The sequence below is a fragment of the Pseudomonas sp. KBN10P06128 genome (assembly GCF_037574945.1).
GTDB classification, from domain to species: Bacteria; Pseudomonadota; Gammaproteobacteria; order Pseudomonadales; family Pseudomonadaceae; genus Pseudomonas; species Pseudomonas aeruginosa.
This window is the reverse complement of the sequence record NZ_JBBELR010000001.1, coordinates 4,465,463-4,489,006: the sequence shown is the minus strand read 5'-3', so window position 1 is coordinate 4,489,006 and position 23,544 is coordinate 4,465,463. Positions and strand designations below refer to the sequence as shown.

General features: G+C 66.2%; 24 protein-coding genes. 19 read left to right on the top strand and 5 right to left on the bottom strand.

Features of this window, described 5'->3' with window-relative positions:
* Positions 1-2 precede the first annotated feature (2 nt).
* From VQ065_RS21015 to sthA, 8 genes are all read left to right on the top strand, one after another.
* The gene (locus tag VQ065_RS21015; RefSeq protein ID WP_003091185.1) at positions 3-1,214 is read left to right on the top strand and encodes an NADH:ubiquinone reductase (Na(+)-transporting) subunit B; all 1,212 of its coding nucleotides are present in this window, start codon (positions 3-5) and stop codon (positions 1,212-1,214) included.
* A complete protein-coding gene (locus tag VQ065_RS21010) occupies positions 1,207-1,992 on the top strand; it encodes a Na(+)-translocating NADH-quinone reductase subunit C (RefSeq protein WP_003091184.1) in 786 nt (261 codons plus the stop codon). The genes VQ065_RS21015 and VQ065_RS21010 overlap by 8 nt, the downstream gene beginning before the upstream one ends.
* On the top strand, positions 1,989-2,663 hold the full coding sequence (nqrD, locus tag VQ065_RS21005; RefSeq protein WP_003119802.1) for an NADH:ubiquinone reductase (Na(+)-transporting) subunit D: 675 nt from the start codon (positions 1,989-1,991) through the stop codon (positions 2,661-2,663). Before VQ065_RS21010 ends, nqrD begins: the two co-directional genes overlap by 4 nt.
* The gene (gene nqrE / locus VQ065_RS21000; protein WP_003091182.1) at positions 2,663-3,271 is read left to right on the top strand and encodes an NADH:ubiquinone reductase (Na(+)-transporting) subunit E; all 609 of its coding nucleotides are present in this window, start codon (positions 2,663-2,665) and stop codon (positions 3,269-3,271) included. The genes nqrD and nqrE overlap by 1 nt, the downstream gene beginning before the upstream one ends.
* Before the next feature lie 10 nt (positions 3,272-3,281).
* A complete protein-coding gene (nqrF, locus tag VQ065_RS20995; protein ID WP_003091181.1) occupies positions 3,282-4,505 on the top strand; it encodes an NADH:ubiquinone reductase (Na(+)-transporting) subunit F in 1,224 nt (407 codons plus the stop codon).
* Positions 4,498-5,526 (top strand): FAD:protein FMN transferase, encoded by a 1,029-nt coding sequence (locus VQ065_RS20990; RefSeq protein WP_003091179.1) that lies wholly within the window; start codon positions 4,498-4,500, stop codon positions 5,524-5,526. The genes nqrF and VQ065_RS20990 overlap by 8 nt, the downstream gene beginning before the upstream one ends.
* A complete protein-coding gene (gene nqrM / locus VQ065_RS20985; RefSeq protein WP_003091178.1) occupies positions 5,523-5,750 on the top strand; it encodes a (Na+)-NQR maturation NqrM in 228 nt (75 codons plus the stop codon). Before VQ065_RS20990 ends, nqrM begins: the two co-directional genes overlap by 4 nt.
* A gap of 178 nt (positions 5,751-5,928) precedes the next feature.
* A complete protein-coding gene (sthA, locus tag VQ065_RS20980; RefSeq protein ID WP_003091177.1) occupies positions 5,929-7,323 on the top strand; it encodes a Si-specific NAD(P)(+) transhydrogenase in 1,395 nt (464 codons plus the stop codon).
* Positions 7,324-7,365: 42 nt separating this feature from the next.
* Here sthA and VQ065_RS20975 read toward each other — a convergent pair whose 3' ends face one another.
* The 3 genes from VQ065_RS20975 to VQ065_RS20965 are packed head-to-tail and all read right to left on the bottom strand — an operon-like array spanning position 7,366 to position 9,002.
* Positions 7,366-8,088 carry a glycerophosphodiester phosphodiesterase gene (locus VQ065_RS20975; RefSeq protein WP_003091176.1) on the bottom strand — a complete coding sequence of 241 codons (723 nt, stop codon included), beginning with the start codon at positions 8,086-8,088 and terminating at the stop codon, positions 7,366-7,368.
* The gene (locus VQ065_RS20970) at positions 8,085-8,393 is read right to left on the bottom strand and encodes a hypothetical protein (RefSeq protein ID WP_003091175.1); all 309 of its coding nucleotides are present in this window, start codon (positions 8,391-8,393) and stop codon (positions 8,085-8,087) included. The genes VQ065_RS20975 and VQ065_RS20970 overlap by 4 nt, the downstream gene beginning before the upstream one ends.
* A gap of 9 nt (positions 8,394-8,402) precedes the next feature.
* Positions 8,403-9,002 carry a PilZ domain-containing protein gene (locus tag VQ065_RS20965; protein WP_003091172.1) on the bottom strand — a complete coding sequence of 200 codons (600 nt, stop codon included), beginning with the start codon at positions 9,000-9,002 and terminating at the stop codon, positions 8,403-8,405.
* 102 nt (positions 9,003-9,104) lie between these two features.
* On the opposite strand from VQ065_RS20965, the gene VQ065_RS20960 reads away from it, so the two are divergent.
* The 3 genes from VQ065_RS20960 to VQ065_RS20950 all read left to right on the top strand — a co-directional run bounded on the left by VQ065_RS20960 (position 9,105) and on the right by VQ065_RS20950 (position 12,345).
* Entirely contained in the window at positions 9,105-10,355 is a 1,251-nt protein-coding gene (locus tag VQ065_RS20960) for a lipoprotein-releasing ABC transporter permease subunit (protein ID WP_003091170.1), read from the top strand.
* Positions 10,348-11,031, top strand: a complete 684-nt coding sequence (gene lolD, locus VQ065_RS20955; protein WP_003091168.1) for a lipoprotein-releasing ABC transporter ATP-binding protein LolD — start codon at positions 10,348-10,350, stop codon at positions 11,029-11,031. Before VQ065_RS20960 ends, lolD begins: the two co-directional genes overlap by 8 nt.
* Before the next feature lie 69 nt (positions 11,032-11,100).
* Positions 11,101-12,345 carry a lipoprotein-releasing ABC transporter permease subunit gene (locus VQ065_RS20950; RefSeq protein ID WP_003091166.1) on the top strand — a complete coding sequence of 415 codons (1,245 nt, stop codon included), beginning with the start codon at positions 11,101-11,103 and terminating at the stop codon, positions 12,343-12,345.
* Positions 12,346-12,432: 87 nt separating this feature from the next.
* Here VQ065_RS20950 and VQ065_RS20945 read toward each other — a convergent pair whose 3' ends face one another.
* Positions 12,433-12,966, bottom strand: a complete 534-nt coding sequence (locus VQ065_RS20945; RefSeq protein ID WP_003091165.1) for a DUF2062 domain-containing protein — start codon at positions 12,964-12,966, stop codon at positions 12,433-12,435.
* Positions 12,967-13,096: 130 nt separating this feature from the next.
* On the opposite strand from VQ065_RS20945, the gene VQ065_RS20940 reads away from it, so the two are divergent.
* From VQ065_RS20940 to murB, 8 genes are all read left to right on the top strand, one after another.
* Positions 13,097-15,322 carry a DNA internalization-related competence protein ComEC/Rec2 gene (locus VQ065_RS20940; RefSeq protein ID WP_014603928.1) on the top strand — a complete coding sequence of 742 codons (2,226 nt, stop codon included), beginning with the start codon at positions 13,097-13,099 and terminating at the stop codon, positions 15,320-15,322.
* Between the two features lie 72 nt (positions 15,323-15,394).
* A complete protein-coding gene (locus VQ065_RS20935) occupies positions 15,395-16,030 on the top strand; it encodes a MotA/TolQ/ExbB proton channel family protein (protein WP_003091163.1) in 636 nt (211 codons plus the stop codon).
* Positions 16,027-16,467, top strand: coding sequence for an ExbD/TolR family protein (locus VQ065_RS20930; RefSeq protein WP_003091161.1), 441 nt, complete (start codon positions 16,027-16,029; stop codon positions 16,465-16,467). Before VQ065_RS20935 ends, VQ065_RS20930 begins: the two co-directional genes overlap by 4 nt.
* On the top strand, positions 16,467-17,465 hold the full coding sequence (gene lpxK / locus VQ065_RS20925; RefSeq protein ID WP_003091159.1) for a tetraacyldisaccharide 4'-kinase: 999 nt from the start codon (positions 16,467-16,469) through the stop codon (positions 17,463-17,465). Before VQ065_RS20930 ends, lpxK begins: the two co-directional genes overlap by 1 nt.
* Positions 17,466-17,502: 37 nt before the next feature.
* Positions 17,503-17,688 carry a Trm112 family protein gene (locus tag VQ065_RS20920; RefSeq protein WP_003091157.1) on the top strand — a complete coding sequence of 62 codons (186 nt, stop codon included), beginning with the start codon at positions 17,503-17,505 and terminating at the stop codon, positions 17,686-17,688.
* Positions 17,688-18,452 (top strand): 3-deoxy-manno-octulosonate cytidylyltransferase, encoded by a 765-nt coding sequence (gene kdsB / locus VQ065_RS20915; RefSeq protein WP_003091155.1) that lies wholly within the window; start codon positions 17,688-17,690, stop codon positions 18,450-18,452. The genes VQ065_RS20920 and kdsB overlap by 1 nt, the downstream gene beginning before the upstream one ends.
* Positions 18,452-18,916, top strand: coding sequence for a low molecular weight protein-tyrosine-phosphatase (locus tag VQ065_RS20910; protein ID WP_003091154.1), 465 nt, complete (start codon positions 18,452-18,454; stop codon positions 18,914-18,916). The genes kdsB and VQ065_RS20910 overlap by 1 nt, the downstream gene beginning before the upstream one ends.
* Positions 18,913-19,932 (top strand): UDP-N-acetylmuramate dehydrogenase, encoded by a 1,020-nt coding sequence (murB, locus tag VQ065_RS20905; RefSeq protein ID WP_003091153.1) that lies wholly within the window; start codon positions 18,913-18,915, stop codon positions 19,930-19,932. The genes VQ065_RS20910 and murB overlap by 4 nt, the downstream gene beginning before the upstream one ends.
* Positions 19,933-20,089: 157 nt before the next feature.
* On the opposite strand, the gene rne is transcribed toward murB, so the two are convergent.
* Positions 20,090-23,263, bottom strand: coding sequence for a ribonuclease E (gene rne / locus VQ065_RS20900; RefSeq protein ID WP_031629682.1), 3,174 nt, complete (start codon positions 23,261-23,263; stop codon positions 20,090-20,092).
* Positions 23,264-23,544 lie beyond the last annotated feature (281 nt).

The window sequence follows — 23,544 nt, the reverse complement described above, 5'->3', positions numbered from 1 at the left end:
CCATGGGTTTGCGTAACCTGCTCGACAAGGTCGAGCATCATTTCGAGAAGGGCGGGCGCTACGAGAAGTGGTACCCGCTGTACGAAGCCGTGGACACCTTCCTCTATCGGCCCGGCAGCGTCACCCGCACCACTGCACACGTGCGCGACGGCATCGACCTGAAGCGCATGATGATCATCGTCTGGCTGTGCACCTTCCCGGCGATGTTCTTTGGCATGTACAACGTCGGCCACCAGGCCAGCCTGATCTTCGCCCAGAGCCCCGACCTGTTGAGCGCCCAGGATGGCTGGCGCTTCGCCCTGATCGGCGCGCTGGCCGGGTTCGACCCGAACAGCCTGTGGGATTGCCTGGTCCAGGGCGCCGCGTACTTCCTGCCGGTGTACCTGACCACCTTCATCGTCGGCGGTTTCTGGGAGGTGCTGTTCGCCAGCATCCGCCGCCACGAGGTCAACGAAGGCTTCTTCGTCACCTCGGTGCTGTTCGCCCTGACCCTGCCGCCGTCCGTCCCGCTGTGGCAGGTAGCCCTGGGGATCAGCTTCGGCGTGGTGCTGGGCAAGGAAGTGTTCGGCGGCACCGGGAAGAACTTCCTCAATCCGGCACTGGTCGGCCGGGCCTTCCTGTTCTTCGCCTACCCGGCGCAGATGTCCGGCGACGCGGTATGGACCTCGGTGGACGGCTTCGCCGGCGCCACCTCGCTGAGCCTGGCCGCCGCCGGCGGGGTGGACAACATCCTCGGCCACGGCCTGACCTGGATGGATGCTTTCCTCGGCCACATGCAGGGTTCGATGGGCGAGACCAGCACCCTGGCGATCTTCATCGGCGGCGCCGTGCTGCTGCTGACCCGCATCGCCTCCTGGCGCATCGTCGCCGGGGTGATGCTGGGGATGGTCGCCATGAGCTACCTGTTCAACGCCATCGGCTCGGCCAGCAACCCGATGTTCGCCATGCCCTGGTATTGGCACCTGGTCACCGGCGGCTTCGCCTTCGGCATGATCTTCATGGCCACCGACCCGGTCTCGGCGTCCATGACCGATACCGGCAAGTGGCTGTTCGGCGCCCTGATCGGAGTGATGGTCATGCTGATCCGGGTGGTCAACCCGGCGTTCCCGGAAGGCATGATGCTGGCGATCCTGTTCGCCAACCTGTTCGCACCGCTGATCGACCATTTCGTCGTTCAGGCCAACATCAAGCGGAGGCTGGCGCGCAATGGCTAATCAAGAATCCACCACCCGCACACTGCTGGTAGCCCTGGTGGTGTGCCTGGTCAGCTCGGTGTTCGTCGCCGGCGCGGCGGTGGCGCTGAAGCCGACCCAGGCGGAAAACCGCCTGCTCGACAAGCAGCGCAGCATCCTCGCCATCGCCGGTCTCGGCGAGCCGGGCATGTCCGGCAAAGAGGTCAAGGCGCTGTTCGACAGTCGCATCACCGCCAAGGTGGTCGACCTGCAGAGCGGCACCTTCAGCGATGCCCAGGACCCGCTCGGCTACGACCCGCTGAAAGCGGCCAAGGACCCGGCGCTGTCGGAGGCGCTGCCCGCCGCCGAGGACATCGCCTCGATCAAGCGCCGCGAGCGCTACACCACGGTCTACCTGGTGGAGACCGACGGCAAGCTCGACACCCTGATCCTGCCGGTGCGCGGCTACGGTCTGTGGTCGACCCTGTACGGCTTCCTGGCGCTCAAGGGCGACCTCAACACGGTCGCCGGCTTCGGCTTCTACCAGCATGGCGAGACCCCCGGTCTCGGCGGCGAGGTCGACAATCCGAAATGGAAGGCGCTGTGGGTCGGCAAGACCCTCTACGACGCCCAGGGCGATCTTGCCGTACAGATCATCAAGGGCTCGGTGGACCCGCAATCGGCGAAGGCGACCCACCAGGTCGACGGCCTGGCCGGCGCCACCCTGACCAGCAAGGGTGTCGACAACCTGCTGCATTTCTGGCTCGGCAAGGACGGTTTCGACGCCTTCCTCGCCAATCTGCGCAAAGGGGAGGCGTGATGGCTGCTCAACCCACGATCCGCGAAGTCCTGTTCAATCCGGTCTTCCAGAACAATCCGATCGGCCTGCAGATCCTCGGGATCTGCTCGGCGCTGGCGGTAACCTCGAACCTGAAGACCGCTACCGTCATGGCCATCGCCCTGACCCTGGTGACCGGCTTCTCCAACCTGTTCATCTCGATGATCCGCCGGCAGATTCCCAGCTCGATCCGGATGATCGTGCAGATGGTGATCATCGCCTCGCTGGTGATCGTCGTCGACCAGGTGCTCAAGGCCTATGCCTATAGCCTGAGCAAGCAGCTCTCGGTGTTCGTCGGGCTGATCATCACCAACTGCATCGTGATGGGCCGCGCCGAAGCCTTCGCCATGGCCAACCCGCCGCTCGTGTCGTTCTTCGATGGCATCGGCAACGGTCTCGGCTACAGCGCCATGCTGCTGGTGCTGGGCTTCGTCCGCGAGCTGTTCGGCGCCGGCAAGCTCTACGGCATCAGCGTGTTGCCGACGGTCAACGATGGCGGCTGGTACCAGCCGAACGGCCTGCTCCTGCTGCCGCCTTCGGCGTTCTTCCTGATCGGCCTGATCATCTGGGCCCTGCGGACCTGGAAGAAAGACCAGGTCGAGGCCCCGACCTACAAGATGGCCCCGCAGGTATCCAGCAAGGAGGCTTACTGATGGAGCACTACATCAGCCTGTTCGTGAAGGCCGTGTTCGTCGAGAACATGGCGCTGGCGTTCTTCCTCGGCATGTGTACCTTCATCGCCATCTCGAAGAAGGTGGAGACCGCCATCGGCCTGGGTATCGCGGTGATCGTGGTGCAGACCATCACCGTGCCGGCCAACAACCTGATCTACACCTACCTGCTCAAGGACGGCGCGCTGGCCTGGGCCGGGCTGCCCGAGGTGGACCTGAGCTTCCTCGGCCTGCTCAGCTACATCGGGGTGATCGCCGCCATCGTGCAGATCCTCGAGATGCTCCTCGACAAGTACGTACCCAGTCTCTACAACGCGCTGGGCGTGTTCCTGCCCCTGATCACGGTGAACTGCGCGATCATGGCCGGCTCGCTGTTCATGGTCGAGCGCGACTACAACCTTGCCGAGAGCACGGTGTACGGCGTCGGCTCGGGCTTTTCCTGGGCGCTGGCGATCGCCGCGCTGGCGGGTATCCGCGAGAAGCTCAAGTACAGCGACGTCCCCGAGGGCCTGCAGGGCCTGGGGATCACCTTCATCACCATCGGCCTGATGTCGTTGGGCTTCATGTCGTTCTCCGGCGTGCAGTTGTAAGGAGAGGCCCGTGATCGGATTCGAGATTTTCCTGGCCATCGGCATGTTCACCGCCATCGTCCTGGGCCTGGTGGCGATCATCCTGGTCGCCCGCGCCAAGCTGGTGTCGAGTGGCGACGTGACCATCCAGATCAACGGCGAGCACAGCCTGACCGTGCCGGCCGGCGGCAAGCTGCTGCAAACCCTGGCGACGAACAACGTGTTCCTGTCTTCCGCCTGCGGCGGCGGCGGCACCTGCGCGCAGTGCAAGTGCGTGGTGGTCGAGGGCGGCGGCGAGATGCTGCCCACCGAGGAGTCGCACTTCACCCGGCGCCAGGCGAAGGAGGGCTGGCGCCTGTCGTGCCAGACCCCGGTCAAGCAGGACATGCAGATCCGCGTGCCTGAAGAGGTCTTCGGGGTGAAGAAGTGGGAATGCACGGTGGAGTCCAACCCCAACGTCGCCACCTTCATCAAGGAACTCACCCTGCGCCTGCCGGACGGCGAGAGCGTGGATTTCCGCGCCGGCGGCTACGTGCAGCTGGAATGCCCGCCGCACGTGGTCGAGTACAAGGACTTCGATATCCAGCCGGAATATCGCGGCGACTGGGACAAGTTCAACATGTGGCGCTACGTGTCGAAGGTCGACGAGACGGTGATCCGCGCCTACTCGATGGCCAACTACCCGGAAGAGCAGGGCGTGGTCAAGTTCAACATCCGCATCGCCTCGCCGCCGCCGGGCAGCGACCTGCCGCCGGGGCAGATGTCGTCCTGGGTGTTCAACCTCAAGCCGGGCGACAAGGTCACCGTGTACGGGCCGTTCGGCGAGTTCTTCGCCAAGGACACCGAGGCCGAGATGGTCTTCATCGGCGGCGGCGCCGGCATGGCGCCGATGCGTTCGCACATCTTCGACCAGTTGCGCCGGCTCAAGTCGAACCGCAAGATCAGCTTCTGGTACGGCGCGCGCTCGCTGCGCGAGGCCTTCTATACCGAGGAGTACGACCAGCTGCAGGCGGAGAACCCCAATTTCCAGTGGCACCTGGCGCTGTCCGACCCGCAGCCGGAGGACAACTGGACCGGCCTGACCGGCTTCATCCACAACGTGCTGTTCGAGAACTACCTGAAGGACCACCCGGCGCCCGAAGACTGCGAGTTCTACATGTGCGGCCCGCCGATGATGAATGCCGCGGTGATCAAGATGCTCACCGACCTGGGCGTGGAGCGCGAGAATATCCTGCTGGACGATTTCGGTGGCTGAGCGTTTCCGTCCGCTTGCCATGGCCGGACTGGCAGCGCTGGCGCTGGTCCTGGCCGGTTGCGGCGACACCCTGGAAAGCTTCGCCGGCCCGACCATGGGCAGCACCTATTCGATCAAGTACGTGCGCGGCGCCTCGGCGCCCGACGTCCAGACGGCGAAAGCCGCGGTGGAAGCGATCCTCGCCGAGGTCGACCGGCAGATGTCCACCTACCGCGACGACTCCCTGGTCTCGCGTTTCAATGCGCTGCCGGCGCAGTCCTGCATGGAGCTGCCGCCACCGATGCTGGAGTTGCTGCGCTATGGCGGCGAGTTGTCGGAACAGAGCCAGGGCGCCTTCGACATGACCGTCGAGCCGCTGATGAACCTCTGGGGCTTCGGTCCGCAGGCGCGGGTGGAGAAGGTTCCCAGCGCCGAGCAGATCGCCGCGGCGCGCCGTGACGTCGGCCATCGACACCTGCGCATCGACGGCCAGCGCCTGTGCAAGGACGCCGCCGTACAGCTGGACTTCGACAGCATCGCCGCTGGCTATACGGTGGACGCGGTAGGCGAACGCCTGAAGGAGCTTGGCGTGCGCAGCTACCTGGCGGAAATCACCGGCGAGTTGAAAGCCGAAGGGCGCAAGCCGGACGGCACGCCCTGGCGCATCGCTATCGAAGCGCCGCGCGAGGGCCAGCGGGTCGCCCAGCAGGTGCTGGCGCTGGACGGTTACGGCGTCTCGACCTCGGGCGATTATCGCAACTATTTCGAAGAGAACGGCCAGCGCTATTCGCACACCTTCGACCCGCGCACCGGCGCGCCGATCGACCATCACTTGGCTTCGGTCACGGTGATCGATCCGTCGACGCGCAACGCCGACGGCCTGTCGACCCTGCTGATGGTGCTCGGTCCGGAAGAGGGCTACCGTTTCGCCGAGAAGCACCGACTGGCGGCGCTGTTCGTCAGTCGCCAGGGCAACGGTTTCGACAGCCGCACCACGCCACGCTACGAGCAACTGTTCGGCAACCAAGGAGAACGTCCATGACCTGGCTACTGGTCTTCGTCATCATGCTGCTGGTGGTCTTCGGCATGTCCATCGGGGTCATCATGGGCCGCAAGCCGATCGCCGGTTCCTGCGGCGGCATCGCCAACCTGGGGATCGAGAAGGAATGCTCGATCTGCGGCGGCGACCGACAGAAATGCGAGGAAGCCAACCGCGACGAATCTGTAGTGCCCGGAAAACTCGCCTACGACGCGACCAAACGCTAATGTGCGACATTTCGCACAGGGCGTAACATATGCCCGCCTCGAGGTCGGACCGAGCCTTGCCCGGCGAATGCCGTCGTTCGCACCGACCCGATGATCGAATCGATCCGCCGCGCACATGTTGTGCAGCGGCTTTGCCGGAGGCGCCAGTGGGCGCCTCGGCCTGTTCTGAGGAGTACGCATGGCTGTCTACAACTACGACGTGGTGATTTTGGGCACGGGTCCGGCGGGCGAAGGGGCGGCGATGAACGCCTCCAAGTACGGACGCAAGCTGGCGGTAGTCGACAGCCGTCGCGTGGTCGGAGGCAACTGCACGCACCTCGGCACCATTCCTTCCAAGGCCCTGCGCCACTCGGTGAAGCAGATCATCGAGTTCAACACCAACCCGATGTTCCGCCAGATCGGCGAGCCGCGCTGGTTCTCCTTTCCCGACGTGCTGAAGAGCGCCGACCGGGTGATCTCCAAGCAGGTTGCCTCGCGTACCGGCTACTACGCGCGCAATCGCATCGACATGTTCACCGGCACCGCCAGCTTCGTCGACGAACGCACCGTCGAAGTGGTGACGCCGAGCGGTGCGGTGGAGCGCCTGGTCGCCGACCAGTTCGTGATCGCCACCGGCTCGCGCCCGTATCGTCCTTCGGACATCAATTTCAACCACCCGCGGGTCTACGACAGCGACACCATCCTGTCCCTGAGCCACACCCCGCGCCGGCTGATCATCTACGGAGCCGGGGTGATCGGCTGCGAATACGCGTCGATCTTCAGCGGCCTGGGCGTGCTGGTGGACCTGATCGATACGCGCGACCAGTTGCTCAGCTTCCTCGATGACGAGATTTCCGATGCGCTGAGCTACCACCTGCGCAACAACAACGTGCTGATCCGCCACAACGAGGAGTACGAGCGCGTCGAGGGGCTGGACAACGGTGTCATCCTGCACCTGAAGTCGGGCAAGAAGATCAAGGCGGACGCGCTGCTCTGGTGCAACGGCCGGACCGGCAATACCGACAAGCTCGGCCTGGAGAACGTCGGCATCAAGGTCAACAGCCGTGGCCAGATCGAGGTGGACGAGAACTACCGCACTTCGGTGAGCAACATCTTCGCCGCCGGCGACGTGATCGGCTGGCCGAGCCTGGCCAGCGCTGCCTACGACCAGGGCCGCTCGGCCGCCGGCAACATCGTCGAGAGCGACAGCTGGCGCTTCGTCAACGATGTGCCGACCGGCATCTACACCATTCCGGAGATCAGCTCGATCGGCAAGAACGAAAGCGAACTGACCGCGGCGAAGATTCCCTACGAAGTGGGCAAGGCGTTCTTCAAGGGCATGGCCCGGGCGCAGATTTCCAACGAGCCGGTGGGCATGCTGAAGATCCTGTTCCATCGCGAGACCCTGGAGATCCTCGGCGTGCACTGCTTCGGCGACCAGGCTTCGGAAATCGTCCACATCGGCCAGGCGATCATGAACCAGCCGGGCGAGCTGAATACCCTGAAGTACTTCGTCAACACCACCTTCAACTACCCGACCATGGCGGAAGCCTATCGGGTAGCGGCGTTCGACGGCCTCAACCGGCTTTTTTGAAGGACTCCGGCCGGCGGCCTGAGCCGGCCGGAGGGGATGTGCTCAGCGATTCCCGAGGGTGGCGCTGGCCAAACCGGGAAAGTCTGTGATCAGGCTGTCCACGCCGAAGTCGGCGAGCCGGCGCATCAGCGCCGGTTCGTTGACCGTCCACACCGAGACGTGAAGGCCCTGGCGCTGGGCCTTGAGCAGGCGTTCCGGGGTGCATAGGGTCCAGTTCAGGGCGAGCAGGGCACAGCCATAGTGCTGGGCGACCTTCAGCGGGTCGAGCCAGGCGTATTCGGCGACCAGCCCGCGCGACAGCTCCGGGGTCAGTTCGTTGAGGGCCTTGAGCACGGTCCGCGAACCGCTGGTGACGGTGACCTTGTCGCGGTTGCCGAAGCGCTCGGTCAGCTCCCTGATCCGCGTTACCGTCCGCGCCGCGCGTTCGCGCGAGGCGCTCTTCACTTCCAGTTGCCAGTGCTCGAACGGGCACTTCTCGAACAACTCCTCCAGCCGCGGGATTGGCGTCGGCCGTACCCAGCCGGGGCCGCCTTCGCGCGCGTCGTAGGTGACCAGGGTGGCCGCGTCGTGTTCGGCGACCTTGCCGCGGCGGCCGGTGGTGCGCTTCAGGGTCGGGTCGTGGATCACCATCAGTTCGCCGTCGCGGGACAGGTGCAGGTCCAGTTCGCAACGGTTGACGCCATGCTCCAGGCAGCGCTGGAAGCTGGCCAGGGTGTTTTCCGGCGCTTCGCCCTTGGCGCCGCGATGTCCATAGATGAGAGTCACTGTGGCTCCTTGTTCGAGGGTTGCGCGGGATTCCGCGGCCGATGATGGCGAACGCTGTCGATCACCCGGCCGCTTTCGAAATATACCGAGAAGTCGCGGTAATCCCAGCGCACGATGGGCGGCTGGCCGACCGCGGGATGTTCCTCGTCGGCCAGGCCGAAGCGTTGCAGCACGGCTTCGCGGCTTTCGCCGCGCGCGGGCAGGGCGACCCGGGTATCGCCCTGGGCGCCCAGCGGAATGCTCAGGGTGTCGGCGAACAGCGGCGGGGCGAGGAGGAGGGAGCACAGCAGTAGCGAACGGAGCATCGGCACATCTCAGGTCGAAGAAGGTTGGCCCGGCTCGCCGAGCGGGCCTTGTCCGGCCCGTGCCAGGCGGCGCTGCTGGGCCTGCTTCTGGAGGATATGCCGGGCCAGCAACTGGCGCTGTGCGTCGCTCAACGCTTCGAACTCGGTGCCGATCTCGAATTCGTCGTCGTGTGGCTGGGCGTGGATTACCCGGGCCCGCAGTTCGAGGCCGAACCCCTGCGGCAACAGGACCATGCGCAGGACGAGCAACTGGCCGACCGGCAATGCGCGGTCGTGGTGGAAGCTGACGCCCCCCTCGGACAGGCTGACCTTGCGCGGTTCGCCGATCTCCTTGAGCAGGCTCTGCACCATGACCTGGCCAAGCAGGTCGATGCGCTTGTTCATCACCTTCAGGTAGTTGGCCAGCGTGCGGTCGCGTTCGCTGATGTGGCGCAGCAGGTGCTGCGACTCGTAATCCATCAGGTGGAGGTCGCTGAGCAGGCTGAACAGGGTGGCCCCCGGCTCGCTCTCCAGGCCGTCTTCGACGGCCCCGGCAGGGCGAAATTCCAGTGCGAGGGTATCTTCGATACGGTAGTATTCGCGGCGGTCATCCGCGTCACGAGTGGACATGGCGAACCCACGGCGGCAGTGATGGTCAGAGTGTAAGGCCGCCGGCGATGCCTCGCCACTTCGCCATCCCGACGCATCCATTTTCTGCCAGCTAAGGGCGACATGTTCAGACCCCTGTCCGTTTTCATCGGCACGCGCTATACGCGGGCCAAACGTCGCAGCCATTTCGTCTCCTTCATTTCGCTGACCTCGATGATCGGCCTGGCACTGGGCGTGCTGGTGATGATCGTGGTGCTCTCGGTGATGAACGGCTTCGATCGCGAAATGCGTACCCGCATCCTCGGCATGGTGCCGCAGGCCACCGTCGAGTCGTACCAGCCCATCGATGACTGGCGCGCCCTGGCCGAGAAGGTCAAGGCCCACGAGCATGTCACCGCGGTAGCGCCGTTCACCCAGATGCAGGGCATGCTCAGCGCCAATGGCGCGGTGCAGACGGTGATGGTCGATGCGGTCGATCCGCTGGAAGAGGCCAAGGTCTCGATCATTCCCGATTTCTTCAAGCAGGGCTCGCTGGCGGAACTCAAGGCCGGCGGCTTCGGCATCGTCATCGGCCAACTGGCGGCGCAGAAGCTTGGCGTCGGCATCGGCGACAAGGTCACCCTGATCCTCCCCGAGGTGGCGGTCACCCCGGCCGGGGTGTTCCCGCGGATGAAGCGTTTCACCGTGGTCGGCACCTTCCGCGTCGGCGCCGGCGAACTGGATGGCGGCCTGTCGCTGATCCACCTGGAAGACGCCGCGCGCCTGCAGCGCTGGAAGACCAACCAGGTACAGGGGCTGCGCCTGAAGCTCGACGACCTGTTCCAGGCGCCGCGGGTGGCCTGGGAGATCGCACGGACCCTGACCGACAATGACTTCTACGCCCGCGACTGGACGCGCAGCCACGGCAACCTGTACCAGGCCATCCGCATGGAAAAGACCATGATCGGCCTGTTGCTGCTGCTGATCGTCGCGGTCGCCGCGTTCAACATCATTTCCACCCTGGTGATGGTGGTCACCGACAAGAAGTCGGACATCGCCATCCTTCGTACCCTCGGCGCCACGCCGGGGCAGATCATGGCTACCTTCATGGTCCAGGGTACGGTGATCGGGGTGATCGGCACGCTGGTCGGCGGGGTCCTCGGGGTGGTCGCGGCGCTCAACGTCAGCGCCTGGATTTCCGCCCTGGAAAAGCTGCTGGGCCACCAGTTCCTCGCGTCCGACGTGTACTTCATCGATTACCTGCCGTCGCAACTGATGCTCGACGATGTCGTGCTGGTCTGCGGCGCGGCCCTGGTCCTCAGCTTCTTCGCCACTTTGTATCCAGCCTGGCGTGCGGCGCGCACCCAGCCTGCGGAGGCTTTGCGTTATGAATGACAAGTCGGTGCTGAGTTGCCGCAACCTGAGCAAGAGCTACGACGAGGGGCCGCAATCGGTGCAGGTGCTGTCCGGCGTCGAGTTGAACCTGCTGCCTGGGGAGCGGGTGGCTATCGTCGGCAGCTCCGGTTCGGGCAAGAGCACCTTGCTGAACATGCTCGGCGGCCTGGACACGCCCTCCGCCGGCAGCGTCTGGCTCGCCGGCGAGGAACTCTCGGCGCTGAACGAGACGGCCCGCGGGCTGCTGCGCAACCGCGCGCTGGGCTTCGTCTACCAGTTCCACCACCTGTTGCCGGAGTTCACCGCCCTGGAGAACGTCTGCATGCCGCTGTTGATCGGCCGCACGCCGATCGCGGAAGCCCGCCAGCGGGCGGCCGAGCTGCTGGAGCGGGTCGGGCTGGGGCATCGCCTGTCGCACAAGCCGGCCGAGCTGTCCGGCGGCGAGCGCCAGCGGGTGGCGATCGCCCGCGCGCTGGTCAACCGTCCGCAGCTGGTACTGCTCGACGAGCCCACCGGCAACCTCGACCAGCATACCGCCCAGGGTATCCAGGAGCTGATGCTGGAACTGAGCCGTTCGTTGCAGACCTCGTTCCTGGTGGTAACCCACGATCTCCAGCTGGCCGGGCACATGGATCGCATCCTGCGCCTGGAAGAAGGCCGACTGATCGCCGCGTAGCGGGGCGACGGCGTGCCCGCCGTCCGCTCCCGTCCGGCGAATCCCCCATCGACTCGGTGCATCCGCGACATGTTCAGACCGTTACCGTTCTTCATAGGCCTGCGCTACACCCGCGCCAAACGCCGCAACCACTACATCTCGTTCATCTCGCTGACCTCGATGATCGGCCTGGCGCTGGGCGTGCTGGCGATGATCATCGTGCTCTCGGTGATGAACGGCTTCCAGAAGGAAATGCGCACGCGGATCCTCGGCATGGTGCCGCATGCCACTATCAGCGCGACGCAGCCGCTGGACGACTGGCAGACCGTCGCCAACGCGGCGCTGCGGCACCGCGAGGTGGTCGGCGCGGCGCCGTTCGCCGAACTGCAGGGCATGCTGTCGTACAAGGGCAACATGCTGCCGGTGCTGGTCAACGGCATCGACCCGCAGGAGGAGCGCAAGGTTTCCATCATCGGCGAGCACATCGTCCAGGGCAGCCTGGACGACCTCAAGCCTGGCGAGTTCGGCATCGTCCTCGGCGAGATCACCGCGCGGCGCTTCCATGTCAATGTCGGCGACAAGCTGACCCTGATCGTCCCGGAAGCCACCAGTGCGCCGGGTGGCATCACTCCGCGCATGCAGCGCTTCACCATCGTCGCCCTGTTCAAGGTCGGCGCCGAACTGGACAACTCGCTGGCGCTGATCGACATCGCCGATGCCGGCCAGTTGCTGCGCCTGCAACCGGGCCAGGTGCCGAGCGTGCGCCTGGAACTGAAGGATCTCTACCAGTCGCCGCAGGTCGCCGCCAAGGTGGTCAAGGAGTTGGGGCAGGGCTTCAGGTCCAGCGACTGGACCAGGGCCCAGGGCAGCCTGTTCAACGCGATGAAGATGGAAAAGACCATGATCGGCCTGCTCCTGCTGCTGATCATCGCGGTCGCCGCCTTCAACATCATCGCCACCCTGATCATGGTGGTCGCCGACAAGCGCACCGACATCGCGATTCTTCGTACCCTCGGCGCCACGCCGAGGCAGATCATGGCGATCTTCATGGTCCAGGGCACCGTCATCGGCGTGATCGGGACGGTCATCGGCGGGGTGCTCGGGGTGTTCGCGGCGTTGAACATCACCGGGATGATCGACCGCATCGAGCGGCTGGTCGGGCACAAGGTCTTCAGCTCGGACGTGTACTTCATCAACTACCTGCCTTCCGACCTGCAGGTGCTGGACGTGGTGCTGATCTGCAGCGCTGCATTGCTGATGAGCTTCCTCGCCACCCTGTACCCATCCTGGCGCGCGGCGCGGACACAACCGGCCGAGTCGCTGCGCTACGAGTGAGCGAGAAGGCCTGCGCCTGTCCCCGCATGGGGCGGACAAGGCCCACGAAAAAGCCGCCTTCGAGGCGGCTTTTTCATGTCCGGCGGATCACTTCGCGGCGACCCGCTCGCGACGTTGCCGGCAGCGTCGGCTCCAACTGCGCTGCACCCACCAGCGCCAGTAGAGCATCGTCAGCGCGTAGCCGAGGATGGCGGCGATGATGCCGCACACCACCGAACCGAGCAGGAAGGGTTGCCAGAGGCTGGACAGCTCCTGGCTGATCCATTCCCAGGTGAGATGGTCCGGCAGGGTGCGCGGCGGCACCTGCATCAACCAGGCGCCCAGCTTGTAGGTGCAATAGAAGACCGGGGGCATCGTGATCGGATTGGTCAGCCAGACCAATCCGACGGAGATTGGCAGATTGCTCCGAATCCACACCGCCAGACCGGCCGCCAGCAGCATCTGCATCGGCATCGGGATGAAGGCGGCGAACAGCCCGGCGGCCATGGCGCGTGATACCGAGTGGCGATTGAGATGCCAAAGGTTGGGATCGTGCGTCAACTTGCCGAGAAAGCGCAGCGACTTCTGCGAGCGGATGCTTTCCGGATCGGGCATGTAGCGCTTGAACAGGCGACGCGGCATGTGGGCTCTCAGTGGATATAGGCTTGCGTATTATGCCAAGCAAGATGACAGGATTTCGTTGCCCATTGTATGACCCCATGTGACATGTCGGGGAGCGGAGGGCACGCCACGGGGATGGGAGGAACCGTTCATGCGCCTGGGATTGCCAGCTCTCGCCGCGGGGCTGCTGGCCCTGCGCTTCCTGGCGGAATTGCCGTCGGTCGGCTGGCTGCTGGGCATGGCCGCCGCCGGACTGTTGCTGCTGTTCGGCCGGCTGTACTGGCTGGGGTTGTTCCTGCTCGGGTTCGCCTGGGCCTGCGGCTCGGCGCAAGTCGCCCTGGACGGACGCCTGGCCGCCGAGCTGGATGGTCGCACCCTTTGGCTGGAGGGGCGTGCGGTCGATCTGCCGGCGAGCGGCGAGGGCGTCACGCGCTTCCGGCTGGAGGAGGTCAGCGCTGCGCGGGGCGTGCTTCTTCCCGAGCGTCTGCGCCTGAGCTGGCGCGGCGCGCCGCCGCTGATGGGCGGCGAACGCTGGCGCCTGGCGGTGACCCTGAAACGCCCCCGCGGCCTGGTGAACGCGGCGGGTTTCGACTACGAGGCCTGGTTGTTGGCGCAGCGGGTCGGTGCTGTGGGCACGGTGAAGGCGGGCCAACGCCTGCAGCCGGCCAGCGGCCTGGATGCCTGGCGCGATGCCTGGCGCCAGCGCCTGCTGGCGGTCGACGCACAGGGGCGCGGCGCCGCCCTGGCGGCGCTGGTGCTGGGGGATGGCTCGGGATTGAGCGCGGCCGAGTGGCGAATGTTCCAGGACACCGGCACCGTGCATCTGATGGTCATCTCCGGTTCGCATATCTCGTTGCTGGCAGGGATGCTCTATGGCCTGGTGGCGGCCTTGCATCGCCTGGGCTGCTGGCCGCGGCGCCTGCCCTGGCTGCCCTGTGCCTGCGCCCTGGGTTTGCTTGGTGCCTGGAGCTACGGGTTGATGGCGGGTTTCGAGGTCCCGGTTCGGCGTGCTTGCCTGATGGTCAGCCTGGCGCTGGTCTGGCGCCTGCGTTTCCGCCACCTGGGCTTGCTGACCCCGCTGCTGGCAACGCTGGTGCTGGTCTTGCTGGTCGAGCCGCTGGCCAGCCTGCAGGCGGGGTTCTGGCTGTCGTTCCTGGCGGTTGCCCTGCTGCTCTGGCTGTTCGCCGGGCGCCTTGGGCGCTGGCGCTGGTGGGCGGCCTGGGGGCGGGCGCAGTGGGGGATGGCGCTGGGGCTGGCGATGCCGCTGCTGGCGCTGGGCCTGCCGTTGAGCCTGAGCGGAGCGCCGGCCAACCTGCTGGCGGTGCCTTGGATCGAACTGCTGGTAGTGCCCCCGGCCCTGGCGGGGAGCCTGCTGCTATGGGTGCCCGGGCTGGGCGAGGGGCTGCTTCGCGCCGCTGGCGTTTCGCTGGACTTGCTGTTTCGTGCACTTGGCCTGCTGGCGGGCCTGGCCGAGGCCTGGCAGCCACCCGCCGCAGCGGCCTGGAGCGTAGCGCTGGGCATGCTCGGCGCGCTCTGCTGGCTGGCGCCGGCTGGCTTGCCGTTGCGTGCCCTCGGTGCCGCGTTGCTACTGCCGGCGTTGTTGCCGTCATCGCCGCCTGTCGAATGGGGGCGGGCGGAAGTGCGGGTGCTGGACGTCGGCCAGGGGCTGGCCGTGCTGGTGCGTACCCGGGAGCATGCCTTGCTCTATGACAGCGGTGCGCGGCAGGGGGCGTTCGACATGGGTGAGCGGGTGGTGGTGCCGGTGCTGCGCAGCCTGGACCTGCGGCGCCTGGACGGCCTGTTGCTGAGCCATGCCGACAACGACCATGCAGGCGGTGCTCCTACGGTCGCTTCCCGATTCCCGCCGGGTTGGCTGGTCAGCGGCGAGCCCGCGCGCCTGCCTTCGCCGTTGTTCGCGGACAGCTGCGACGAGCGGAGCTGGTCCTGGGATGGCGTGGTTTTCGAACAGTGGGCATGGGCGCAGGCCGGCGACAGCAACGACCGCTCCTGTGTGCTGAGGGTCGAGGCCGATGGCGAAGTCCTGCTGCTGACCGGGGACATCTCGCGTGCGGCCGAGCATGCCTGGCTGGCGCGACAGGCCGATCCCCGGGTCGACTGGTTGCTGGCGCCGCATCATGGCAGCCGCAGTTCCTCCGGAGTCGCCTTCGTGTTGCGTACGCGGCCTCGCCATGTGCTGGTCTCGCGAGGTTGGCGCAACGCCTTCGGCCATCCCCATGGCGAAGTGATGGAGCGTTACGCGAGGGTCGCCGCGCAGGTCCACGACACGGCACGCGACGGTGCCCTGACGTTTCTCCTCGGAAGCCGTGGCGGCGCACGCCGGGAGCGTGATTCGGCGCACTTCTGGCGGGAAAAATGAGAACCGTGGCGGTCGGCGGAAAAGGGTCGCTGTGCTAGAGTGGCGCCACTTTTTTTTCGGGGATATGCCACTGTGTGGGAACTGGTTCAAGCCGGCGGCTGGATGATGCTGCCGATCATTCTGAGTTCGATCGCCGCCACCGCCATCGTCGCGGAGCGCCTGTGGACGCTGCGCAAGAGCCGCGTCGCGCCGCCCGAGCTGCTCGGCCAGGTGTGGAAGCAGATCAAGGGCAAGCAACTGAGCGCCCAGAAGCTCAAGGACCTGCGCGCCAACTCGCCGCTGGGAGAGATCCTCGCCGCCGGTCTGGCCAACTCCAAGCACGGTCGCGAGATCATGAAGGAGTGCATCGAGGAGGCTGCTTCCGGTGTCATCCACGAGCTGGAGCGCTACCTCAACGCCCTCGGCACCATCGCCGCGATGGCGCCGCTGCTGGGCCTGCTGGGTACGGTGTTCGGCATGATCCAGATCTTCGGCGCCTTCATGGACAACGGCATGGCCAACTCGCCGATGCTTGCCGCGGGCATCTCCAAGGCATTGATCACCACCGCCGCCGGCCTGCTGGTGGCGATTCCGGCGGTGTTCTTCCATCGCTACCTGCTGCGGCGGGTCGACGAACTGGTGATCGCCATGGAGCAGGAGGCCATCAAGCTGGTGGAAGTGGTGCAGGGCGATCGTGAAGTCGACTACGTCGAGGAAGGCAAAGCGTGAAATTCCGCCGCAGACGGGCGGGTGCCGCCCGTGAAGACGTCTTCATCAACCTGGCGTCGCTGATCGACGTGATCTTCGTCCTGCTGCTGTTCTTCGTGGTCAGTACCACCTTCACCCGCCCCGAGCAGCTCAACATCGAGCTGCCATCGGCGGAGAGCGGCGAAACCGCCGGCACCGAGCAGAAGCAACTGGAACTCTCGGTGGATGCCGAGGGGCACTACGCCTTGAACGGGCAGGCGCTGGCCAAGAGCGACCTGGCCACCCTGATGGCGGCGATGCAGCGTGAATCGGCGGGCGACAACAACCTGCCGGTGGTGATCAGCGCCGATGCCAAGTCCACCCACCAGTCGGTGGTCACGGCGATGGACGCAGCGGGCAAGCTGGGCTTCGTCCACCTGCGCATCACCACGGTCGAGAACACGGCGGCCAAGCCCTGATGTCGTTCTCCGAGCGACTGCTCGCCGCCTGGTACCAGGGGCATCCGGCGCTGGCGCTGCTGCGTCCGTTGGAGGCTCTCTATCGTCGGGTGGCGAACGGCCGCCGGGCGGACTTCCTGTCCGGGCGCAAGCCCGCCTATCGGGCGCCGCTGCCGGTGCTGGTGGTAGGCAACATCACCGTCGGCGGAACCGGCAAGACGCCGATGATCCTCTGGATGATCGAGCACTGCAGGGCTCGTGGCTTGCGGGTTGGCGTGATCAGCCGCGGCTATGGTGCCCGGCCGCCCACCACGCCGTGGCGGGTGCGGGCCGAGCAGGACGCCGCGGAGGCCGGCGACGAACCGCTGATGATCGTCCGGCGCAGCGGCGTGCCGCTGATGATCGACCCGGATCGTCCGCGCGCCCTGCAGGCGCTGCTCGCCGAAGAGCAGTTGGACCTGGTCCTCTGCGACGATGGCTTGCAGCACTATCGCCTGGCGCGCGATCTGGAGCTGGTGCTGATCGATGCCGCGCGCGGTCTCGGCAATGGTCGTTGCCTGCCGGCCGGTCCGTTGCGCGAACCGGCGGAGCGTCTGGAAAGCGTCGACGCGCTGCTTTACAACGGCGCCGACGAGGATCCTGACGGCGGTTACGCATTCCGCTTGCAGCCTACTGCGCTGATCAACCTGCAGAGCGGCGAGCGTCGACCGCTGGAGCATTTTCCCGCGGGCCAGGAGGTCCATGCCCTGGCCGGGATCGGCAATCCGCAGCGTTTCTTCAGGACGCTCGAGGCGCTACACTGGCGGGCGATTCCGCATGCCTTCCCGGATCACGCGACCTACACGGCGGCCGAACTGGCGTTCAGCCCGCCGCTGCCGCTGCTGATGACCGAGAAGGATGCCGTTAAATGCCGGGCTTTCGCAGCGGCCGACTGGTGGTACCTGGCGGTCGATGCGGTGCCTTCCCCTGCATTCGTCGCCTGGTTCGACGCCCGACTCGAGCATCTCCTGGCGCGCTGACCGGCGGCCGTGCCGCCATTGTATGAAGGACTCCGCCATGGACCCGAAACTCCTCGATATTCTTGCCTGCCCGTTGACCAAGGGCCCGCTGGTGCTCAGCGAAGACAAGACCGAACTGATCAGCAAGCAGGCTGGCCTGGCCTATCCGATCCGCGACGGCATCCCGGTGATGCTGGAGAGCGAGGCTCGCTCCCTGAACGTGGACGAGCGGCTGGACAAGTAATGACCCAGGCGTTCACTGTCGTCATTCCCGCCCGCTACGCCTCCACTCGTCTGCCCGGCAAGCCATTGCAGGATATCGCCGGCCAGCCAATGATCCAGCGCGTCTGGAACCAGGCCCGCAAGAGCGCCGCCAGCCGCGTGGTCGTCGCCACCGACGACGAACGCATCCTGGCGGCGTGCCAGGGGTTCGGCGCCGAGGCGCTGCTGACGCGTGCCGAGCACAACTCCGGCACCGATCGCCTGGAGGAAGTCGCTTCCCGGCTCGGCCTGGCCAGCGATGCCATCGTGGTCAACGTCCAGGGCGACGAGCCGCTGATCCCCCCGGCGCTCATCGACCAGGTGGCGGCCAACCTGGCGGCGCACCCGGAGGCCGCCATCGCTACCCTGGCCGAGCCGATCCATGAGGTCTCCGCGCTGTTCAATCCGAACGTGGTCAAGGTCGCCACCGACATCGACGGCCTGGCTCTGACTTTCAGTCGTGCGCCCTTGCCCTGGGCTCGCGACGCCTTCGCCCGCGATCGCGACAGCCTGCCGGAGGGCGTGCCCTATCGTCGCCACATCGGCATCTACGCTTATCGCGTGGGTTTCCTTGCCGATTTCGTCGCCTGGGGACCGTGCTGGCTGGAGAACGCCGAAAGCCTCGAGCAATTGCGCGCGCTCTGGCACGGGGTGCGAATCCATGTGGCCGATGCCCGCGAAACCATGCTTCCGGGCGTGGATACGCCGGAAGACCTCGAACGCGTTCGCCGCGTGCTGGGGGGCTGATGCGCGTCCTGTTCGTCTGCCTGGGCAACATCTGCCGGTCGCCCACCGCCGAAGGCGTGTTCCGGCGCAAGGTCGAGGAGGCCGGTCTGGCCTCCCGTATCCATGTCGATTCCGCTGGCACCGCCGGCTGGCATGTCGGCAAGGCGCCTGACCAGCGCACCCGCCTGGCCGCGCAAAGGCGCGGCTACGATCTGTCGGCACTGCGTGGACGCCAGGTCGGCATCGAGGATTTCTCCTGCCATGACCTGATCCTGGCCATGGACCTGTCCAACCTGGCCGACCTCGAGACCCTGCGTGCCGGGCGCGGTGCCGCCGAGCTGGATCTGTTCCTGCGTCGCTACGGATCCGAGCGGGACGAAGTACCCGATCCCTACTATGGCGGCGAAGAAGGCTTCGAGCAGGTCCTCGACCTGATCGAGCATGCCTGCGACCGTCTGTTGATCGAAGCCAAGGGGCGACTGTGAGCCTGGAACTGCAAGAGCATTGCTCGCTGAAGCCCTATAACACCTTCGGCATCGACGTGCGCGCCCGCCTGCTGGCCCACGCCCGGGACGAGGCTGATGTGCGCGAGGCCCTGGCCCTGGCTCGGGAGCGTGGATTGCCGCTGCTGGTGATCGGTGGTGGCAGCAACCTGCTGCTGACCCGTGACGTCGAGGCGCTGGTATTGCGCATGGCCAGCCAGGGGCGGCGAATTGTTTCCGATGCTGCGGATTCGGTGTTGGTCGAGGCGGAGGCGGGCGAGGCCTGGGACCCATTCGTGCAATGGAGCCTGGAACGGGGCCTGGCCGGTCTGGAAAATCTCAGCCTGATTCCCGGCACCGTGGGTGCGGCGCCGATGCAGAACATCGGCGCCTATGGCGTGGAGCTGAAGGACGTCTTCGACAGTCTGACGGCGCTGGATCGCCAGGATGGAACCCTACGTGAGTTCGATCGCCAGGCCTGCCGTTTCGGCTACCGCGATAGCCTGTTCAAGCAGGAGCCGGATCGCTGGCTGATCCTCCGCGTGCGCCTGCGCCTGACGCGGCGGGAGAGGCTGCACCTGGACTACGGGCCGGTACGCCAGCGCCTGGAGGAGGAGGGCATCGCCAGTCCGACGGCCAGGGACGTAAGCCGGGTAATCTGCGCCATTCGCCGGGAAAAGCTGCCCGACCCCGCCGTATTGGGCAATGCCGGCAGCTTCTTCAAGAACCCGCTGGTGGATGCGGCGCAGGCCGAACGCTTGCGTCAGGCCTTCCCGGATCTGGTCGGCTATCCGCAGGCGGACGGTCGGCTGAAGCTGGCTGCAGGCTGGCTCATCGACAAGGGCGGCTGGAAGGGTTTCCGCGATGGCCCGGTGGGGGTACACGCGCAGCAGGCGCTGGTCCTGGTCAACCATGGCGGCGCCACTGGTGCTCAGGTCCGGGCATTGGCCGAGCGTATCCAGGAGGACGTCCGTCGGCGTTTCGGCGTCGAATTGGAGCCTGAACCCAATCTCTACTGAGGGTGCGGCTGGAGAATGAAAAAGGGATGCCGGCGGCATCCCTTTTTCATTGTGCGTGTTCGGCGGCTCTGGTCATGACGGGCGGTATGCCGGAGTGCCGCGGAATGGCGCGCAAAAAAAGGGGATGCCATGGCATCCCCTTTTTTCAGCCTGTCACTCAGGCATGCGGGCGCGAGGTTTCGCTTTCCTCGGTCTTTTTCGCGTGCTCTGTGTCGGCGGCGTCTTCGCCGGAAGCTTCAGGCTCGGCCTGTACCGCTTCCTGGGCTTCGTCCGCCTGGGACGGAACGTCGGCCTGGGCGATTTCTTCAGCCTGGGGTGCAGCAGGTTCCTCCTGGGCCGACGCTTCCTCGCTCGCTACAGCTGGGGTCTCCTCGACGGCGGGAGCGGCCTGAGCTGCCGCTTCGGCTGCTGCTGCGGCTTCGCGTGCCAGACGCTCGGCTTCGCGTTGCAGGCGACGTTTTTCCCGTGGGTCGTTGAGGGCACGGCCAGTCGCGTTGGCCGGCACCGCCGCGATGGCCGGGGTCGGCTCCTCGGTGGCTGCGGGCTCGCTAGGGGCTGCTACCTCGACGGGCGCCGGGGCGGCAACTTCTTCGGCCGCTTCCGTTGCCGGTTGCACGGCGCTCTCGGCGTCTTCGCGGCTTTCCATGCTTTCGCTGGCGAAGGGAGCTTCTTCAGTGACTTGCGCGACCAGCAGGGTGCTCTGGTCGGCTTCGTCCCGGACCACGCTGACGGTCACCGGCGCTTCGATGTCGGCGGTTTCGCCGGCATTGGCCTCGCTGTCCGCGCCCTGGGTTTCGACGGCTTCGCTGGTCGGTGCGTTGGTTTCATCGCTTGCCGTGGTTTCGCTGGCAGCCTCGCTGGTAGTGGCCGGGGCTTGCTCCACGTTTGCTTCTACGGCTTCGCTGGCGACAGCGATACCGGCAGCAGCGGCGGCTGCGACGGTGTTCAGCGGCGCGGCGGCGTTATCGGTCGCCTCGCTGCCTTCCAGCTCGCCGCTGACCTCGCGCTGGCGTTCGCGGCGGTTGCTGCGACGACGCTGGCCGCGGGAGCGGCGGCGCGGGCGCTCGCCATCGGTATCGTCCTGCTCGTCCTGCTCCAGGCTCTCGTCGTTCGGCAGCGCCTCGGCTTCCAGGGCCGCGGCGTCGCGAGCCTGGCGATCCTCGCGCGGCTGGCGCTCTTCGCGGGCCGGGCGCTCGGCGCGTTCTTCACGGCCTTCGCGGGGTTGGCGCTCTTCGCGAGCCGGGCGTTCGGCGCGCTCTTCGCGGCGGCGTTCGCTGCGTTCCTCGCGACCTTCGCGGCCTTCGCGCGGCTGGCGTTCTTCGCGGGGCGTCCGCTCGGCGCGCTCTTCACGGCCTTCGCGCGGCTGGCGCTCCTCGCGAGCCGGGCGCTCGGCGCGCTCTTCGCGGCGGCGTTCGCTGCGCTCTTCGCGATTCGGGCGTTCGGCGCGCTCTTCGCGCGGTTGACGTTCTGCGCGTTCCTCGCGGGGCTTGCGCTCTTCGTCGCGGCGATTGCCATCGCGGCCATCGCGGCGGCGGTTCTGCTGGCGGCCGTTGCGACGCTCGTCCTGGCGGGTTTGGCGCTCGGCAGCCGGCTTGCTGGTTTCAGCAGGCTTGGCGGCAGGTTGATCCTTGCCTGCGAACAGGCCGACCAGGGACTTCACCAGGCCCTGGAACAGGCTCGGCTCGGGCATCGGCTTGGCCGGCTCGACCGGTGCTTCGGTGTGTTGCGGTGCGGGCTGCTGGGGAGCGACGGTCTTGACTGCTGCTTCCTGGCGGACCAGGGTGCGGGTCGAGCTGACCGGCTGGGCTTCTTCGTGCTCGACGGTGGCCATTTCGTAGCTGGTCTGGCCGGCAACCAGTTCGGGGCTGTCATCGCGCAGACGCTGGACTTCGAAATGCGGGGTTTCCAGATGATCGTCCGGCAGGATGAAGATGCGCGCGCGGGTACGCAGTTCGATCTTGGTGATGGCGTTGCGCTTCTCGTTGAGCAGGAAGGCGGCGACCTGGAAGGGCACGCGGGCGCGGACTTCCGCGGTGCGGTCCTTCAGGGCTTCTTCCTCGATCAGGCGCAGGATGGCCAGCGACAGCGACTCGACATCGCGGATGATGCCCTGGCCGTTGCAGCGCGGGCAGACGATGCCGCTGGTCTCGCCGAGGGACGGACGCAGGCGCTGGCGGGACATTTCCAGCAGGCCGAAGCGCGAGATGCGACCGACCTGGACGCGCGCGCGGTCGGCCTCGAGGGCTTCGCGGACACGCTCTTCCACGGCGCGCTGGTTCTTCGCCGGGGTCATGTCGATGAAGTCGATGACGATCAGGCCGCCGATGTCACGCAGGCGCAGCTGGCGGGCGATTTCCTCGGCCGCTTCCAGGTTGGTCTGCAGGGCGGTTTCCTCGATGTCGCCGCCCTTGGTGGCGCGCGCCGAGTTGATGTCGATGGAAACCAGGGCCTCGGTCGGGTCGATGACGATGGAGCCGCCGGACGGCAGCTTCACTTCACGCTGGAAGGCGGTCTCGATCTGGCTCTCGATCTGGAAGCGATTGAACAGCGGAACGCTGTCCTGGTACAGCTTCACCTTGCTGGCGTACTGCGGCATCACCTGGCGGATGAAGTTCAGGGCTTCTTCCTGGGCGTCGATGCTGTCGATCAGCACTTCGCCGATGTCCTGGCGCAGGTAGTCGCGGATGGCGCGGATGATGACGTTGCTTTCCTGGTAGATCAGGAAGGGCGCGCCACGTTCGCCGGACGCTTCCTTGATCGCGCTCCACAGTTGCAGCAGGTAGTCGAGGTCCCACTGCAGTTCCTCGGTGCTGCGGCCGAGGCCGGCGGTGCGCACGATCAGGCCCATGTCGGCCGGTGCGTTGAGGCCGTTCAGGGCCTCGCGCAGCTCGTTGCGTTCTTCGCCTTCGATACGGCGGGAGATGCCGCCGGCGCGCGGGTTGTTCGGCATCAGCACCAGGTAACGGCCGGCCAGGCTGATGAAGGTGGTCAGGGCGGCGCCCTTGTTGCCGCGCTCTTCCTTCTCGACCTGGACGATGACTTCCTGGCCTTCGCTCAGGACTTCCTTGATGTTGATCCGGCCTTCGGGGGATTTCTTGAAGTATTCGCGGGAGATTTCTTTGAGGGGGAGGAAGCCGTGGCGTTCGGCGCCGAAGTCGACGAAGGCGGCTTCGAGGCTGGGTTCGACGCGAGTGATGCGGCCTTTGTAGATGTTGGCCTTCTTCTGCTCGCGGGCGCCCGACTCGATGTCGAGGTCGAACAGGCGTTGGCCGTCGACCAGTGCAACACGCAACTCCTCGGGTTGAGTCGCGTTGATCAGCATTCTTTTCATGTAGTACCAATGGTTTCCGGGGCTACCGGAAACGGCGATCGGCACACACGACTCTCACGGTCGGTGCTCGGGCGCGTATTCAGGAATGGCGGGCCATTCCCGTGTCCAGCGGCGCTCGGCACTGGGTGCCGGTCCGCGACTACGTCTCCTGCTTCCTGTGTTTCAGAAGCACTTGAGTCAGGAGGAGGAATCGGCTGTCGGAGGCGGACGAAAAATGCGTCTGGATCAAGCTAGAAGCTACGCAGTCCAACAGCCGTACATCTCCACCCTACACATGTTCC

Coding starts and splice junctions, on each gene's coding strand:
- VQ065_RS21015 (WP_003091185.1), top strand. CDS start 3: ATGGGTTTGCGTAACCTGCTCGACAAGGTCGAGCATCATTTCGAGAAG.
- VQ065_RS21010 (WP_003091184.1), top strand. CDS start 1,207: ATGGCTAATCAAGAATCCACCACCCGCACACTGCTGGTAGCCCTGGTG.
- nqrE (WP_003091182.1), top strand. CDS start 2,663: ATGGAGCACTACATCAGCCTGTTCGTGAAGGCCGTGTTCGTCGAGAAC.
- nqrM (WP_003091178.1), top strand. CDS start 5,523: ATGACCTGGCTACTGGTCTTCGTCATCATGCTGCTGGTGGTCTTCGGC.
- sthA (WP_003091177.1), top strand. CDS start 5,929: ATGGCTGTCTACAACTACGACGTGGTGATTTTGGGCACGGGTCCGGCG.
- VQ065_RS20970 (WP_003091175.1), bottom strand. CDS start 8,393: ATGCTCCGTTCGCTACTGCTGTGCTCCCTCCTCCTCGCCCCGCCGCTG.
- VQ065_RS20965 (WP_003091172.1), bottom strand. CDS start 9,002: ATGTCCACTCGTGACGCGGATGACCGCCGCGAATACTACCGTATCGAA.
- VQ065_RS20960 (WP_003091170.1), top strand. CDS start 9,105: ATGTTCAGACCCCTGTCCGTTTTCATCGGCACGCGCTATACGCGGGCC.
- lolD (WP_003091168.1), top strand. CDS start 10,348: ATGAATGACAAGTCGGTGCTGAGTTGCCGCAACCTGAGCAAGAGCTAC.
- VQ065_RS20950 (WP_003091166.1), top strand. CDS start 11,101: ATGTTCAGACCGTTACCGTTCTTCATAGGCCTGCGCTACACCCGCGCC.
- VQ065_RS20945 (WP_003091165.1), bottom strand. CDS start 12,966: ATGCCGCGTCGCCTGTTCAAGCGCTACATGCCCGATCCGGAAAGCATC.
- VQ065_RS20940 (WP_014603928.1), top strand. CDS start 13,097: ATGCGCCTGGGATTGCCAGCTCTCGCCGCGGGGCTGCTGGCCCTGCGC.
- lpxK (WP_003091159.1), top strand. CDS start 16,467: ATGTCGTTCTCCGAGCGACTGCTCGCCGCCTGGTACCAGGGGCATCCG.
- VQ065_RS20920 (WP_003091157.1), top strand. CDS start 17,503: ATGGACCCGAAACTCCTCGATATTCTTGCCTGCCCGTTGACCAAGGGC.
- kdsB (WP_003091155.1), top strand. CDS start 17,688: ATGACCCAGGCGTTCACTGTCGTCATTCCCGCCCGCTACGCCTCCACT.
- VQ065_RS20910 (WP_003091154.1), top strand. CDS start 18,452: ATGCGCGTCCTGTTCGTCTGCCTGGGCAACATCTGCCGGTCGCCCACC.
- rne (WP_031629682.1), bottom strand. CDS start 23,263: ATGAAAAGAATGCTGATCAACGCGACTCAACCCGAGGAGTTGCGTGTT.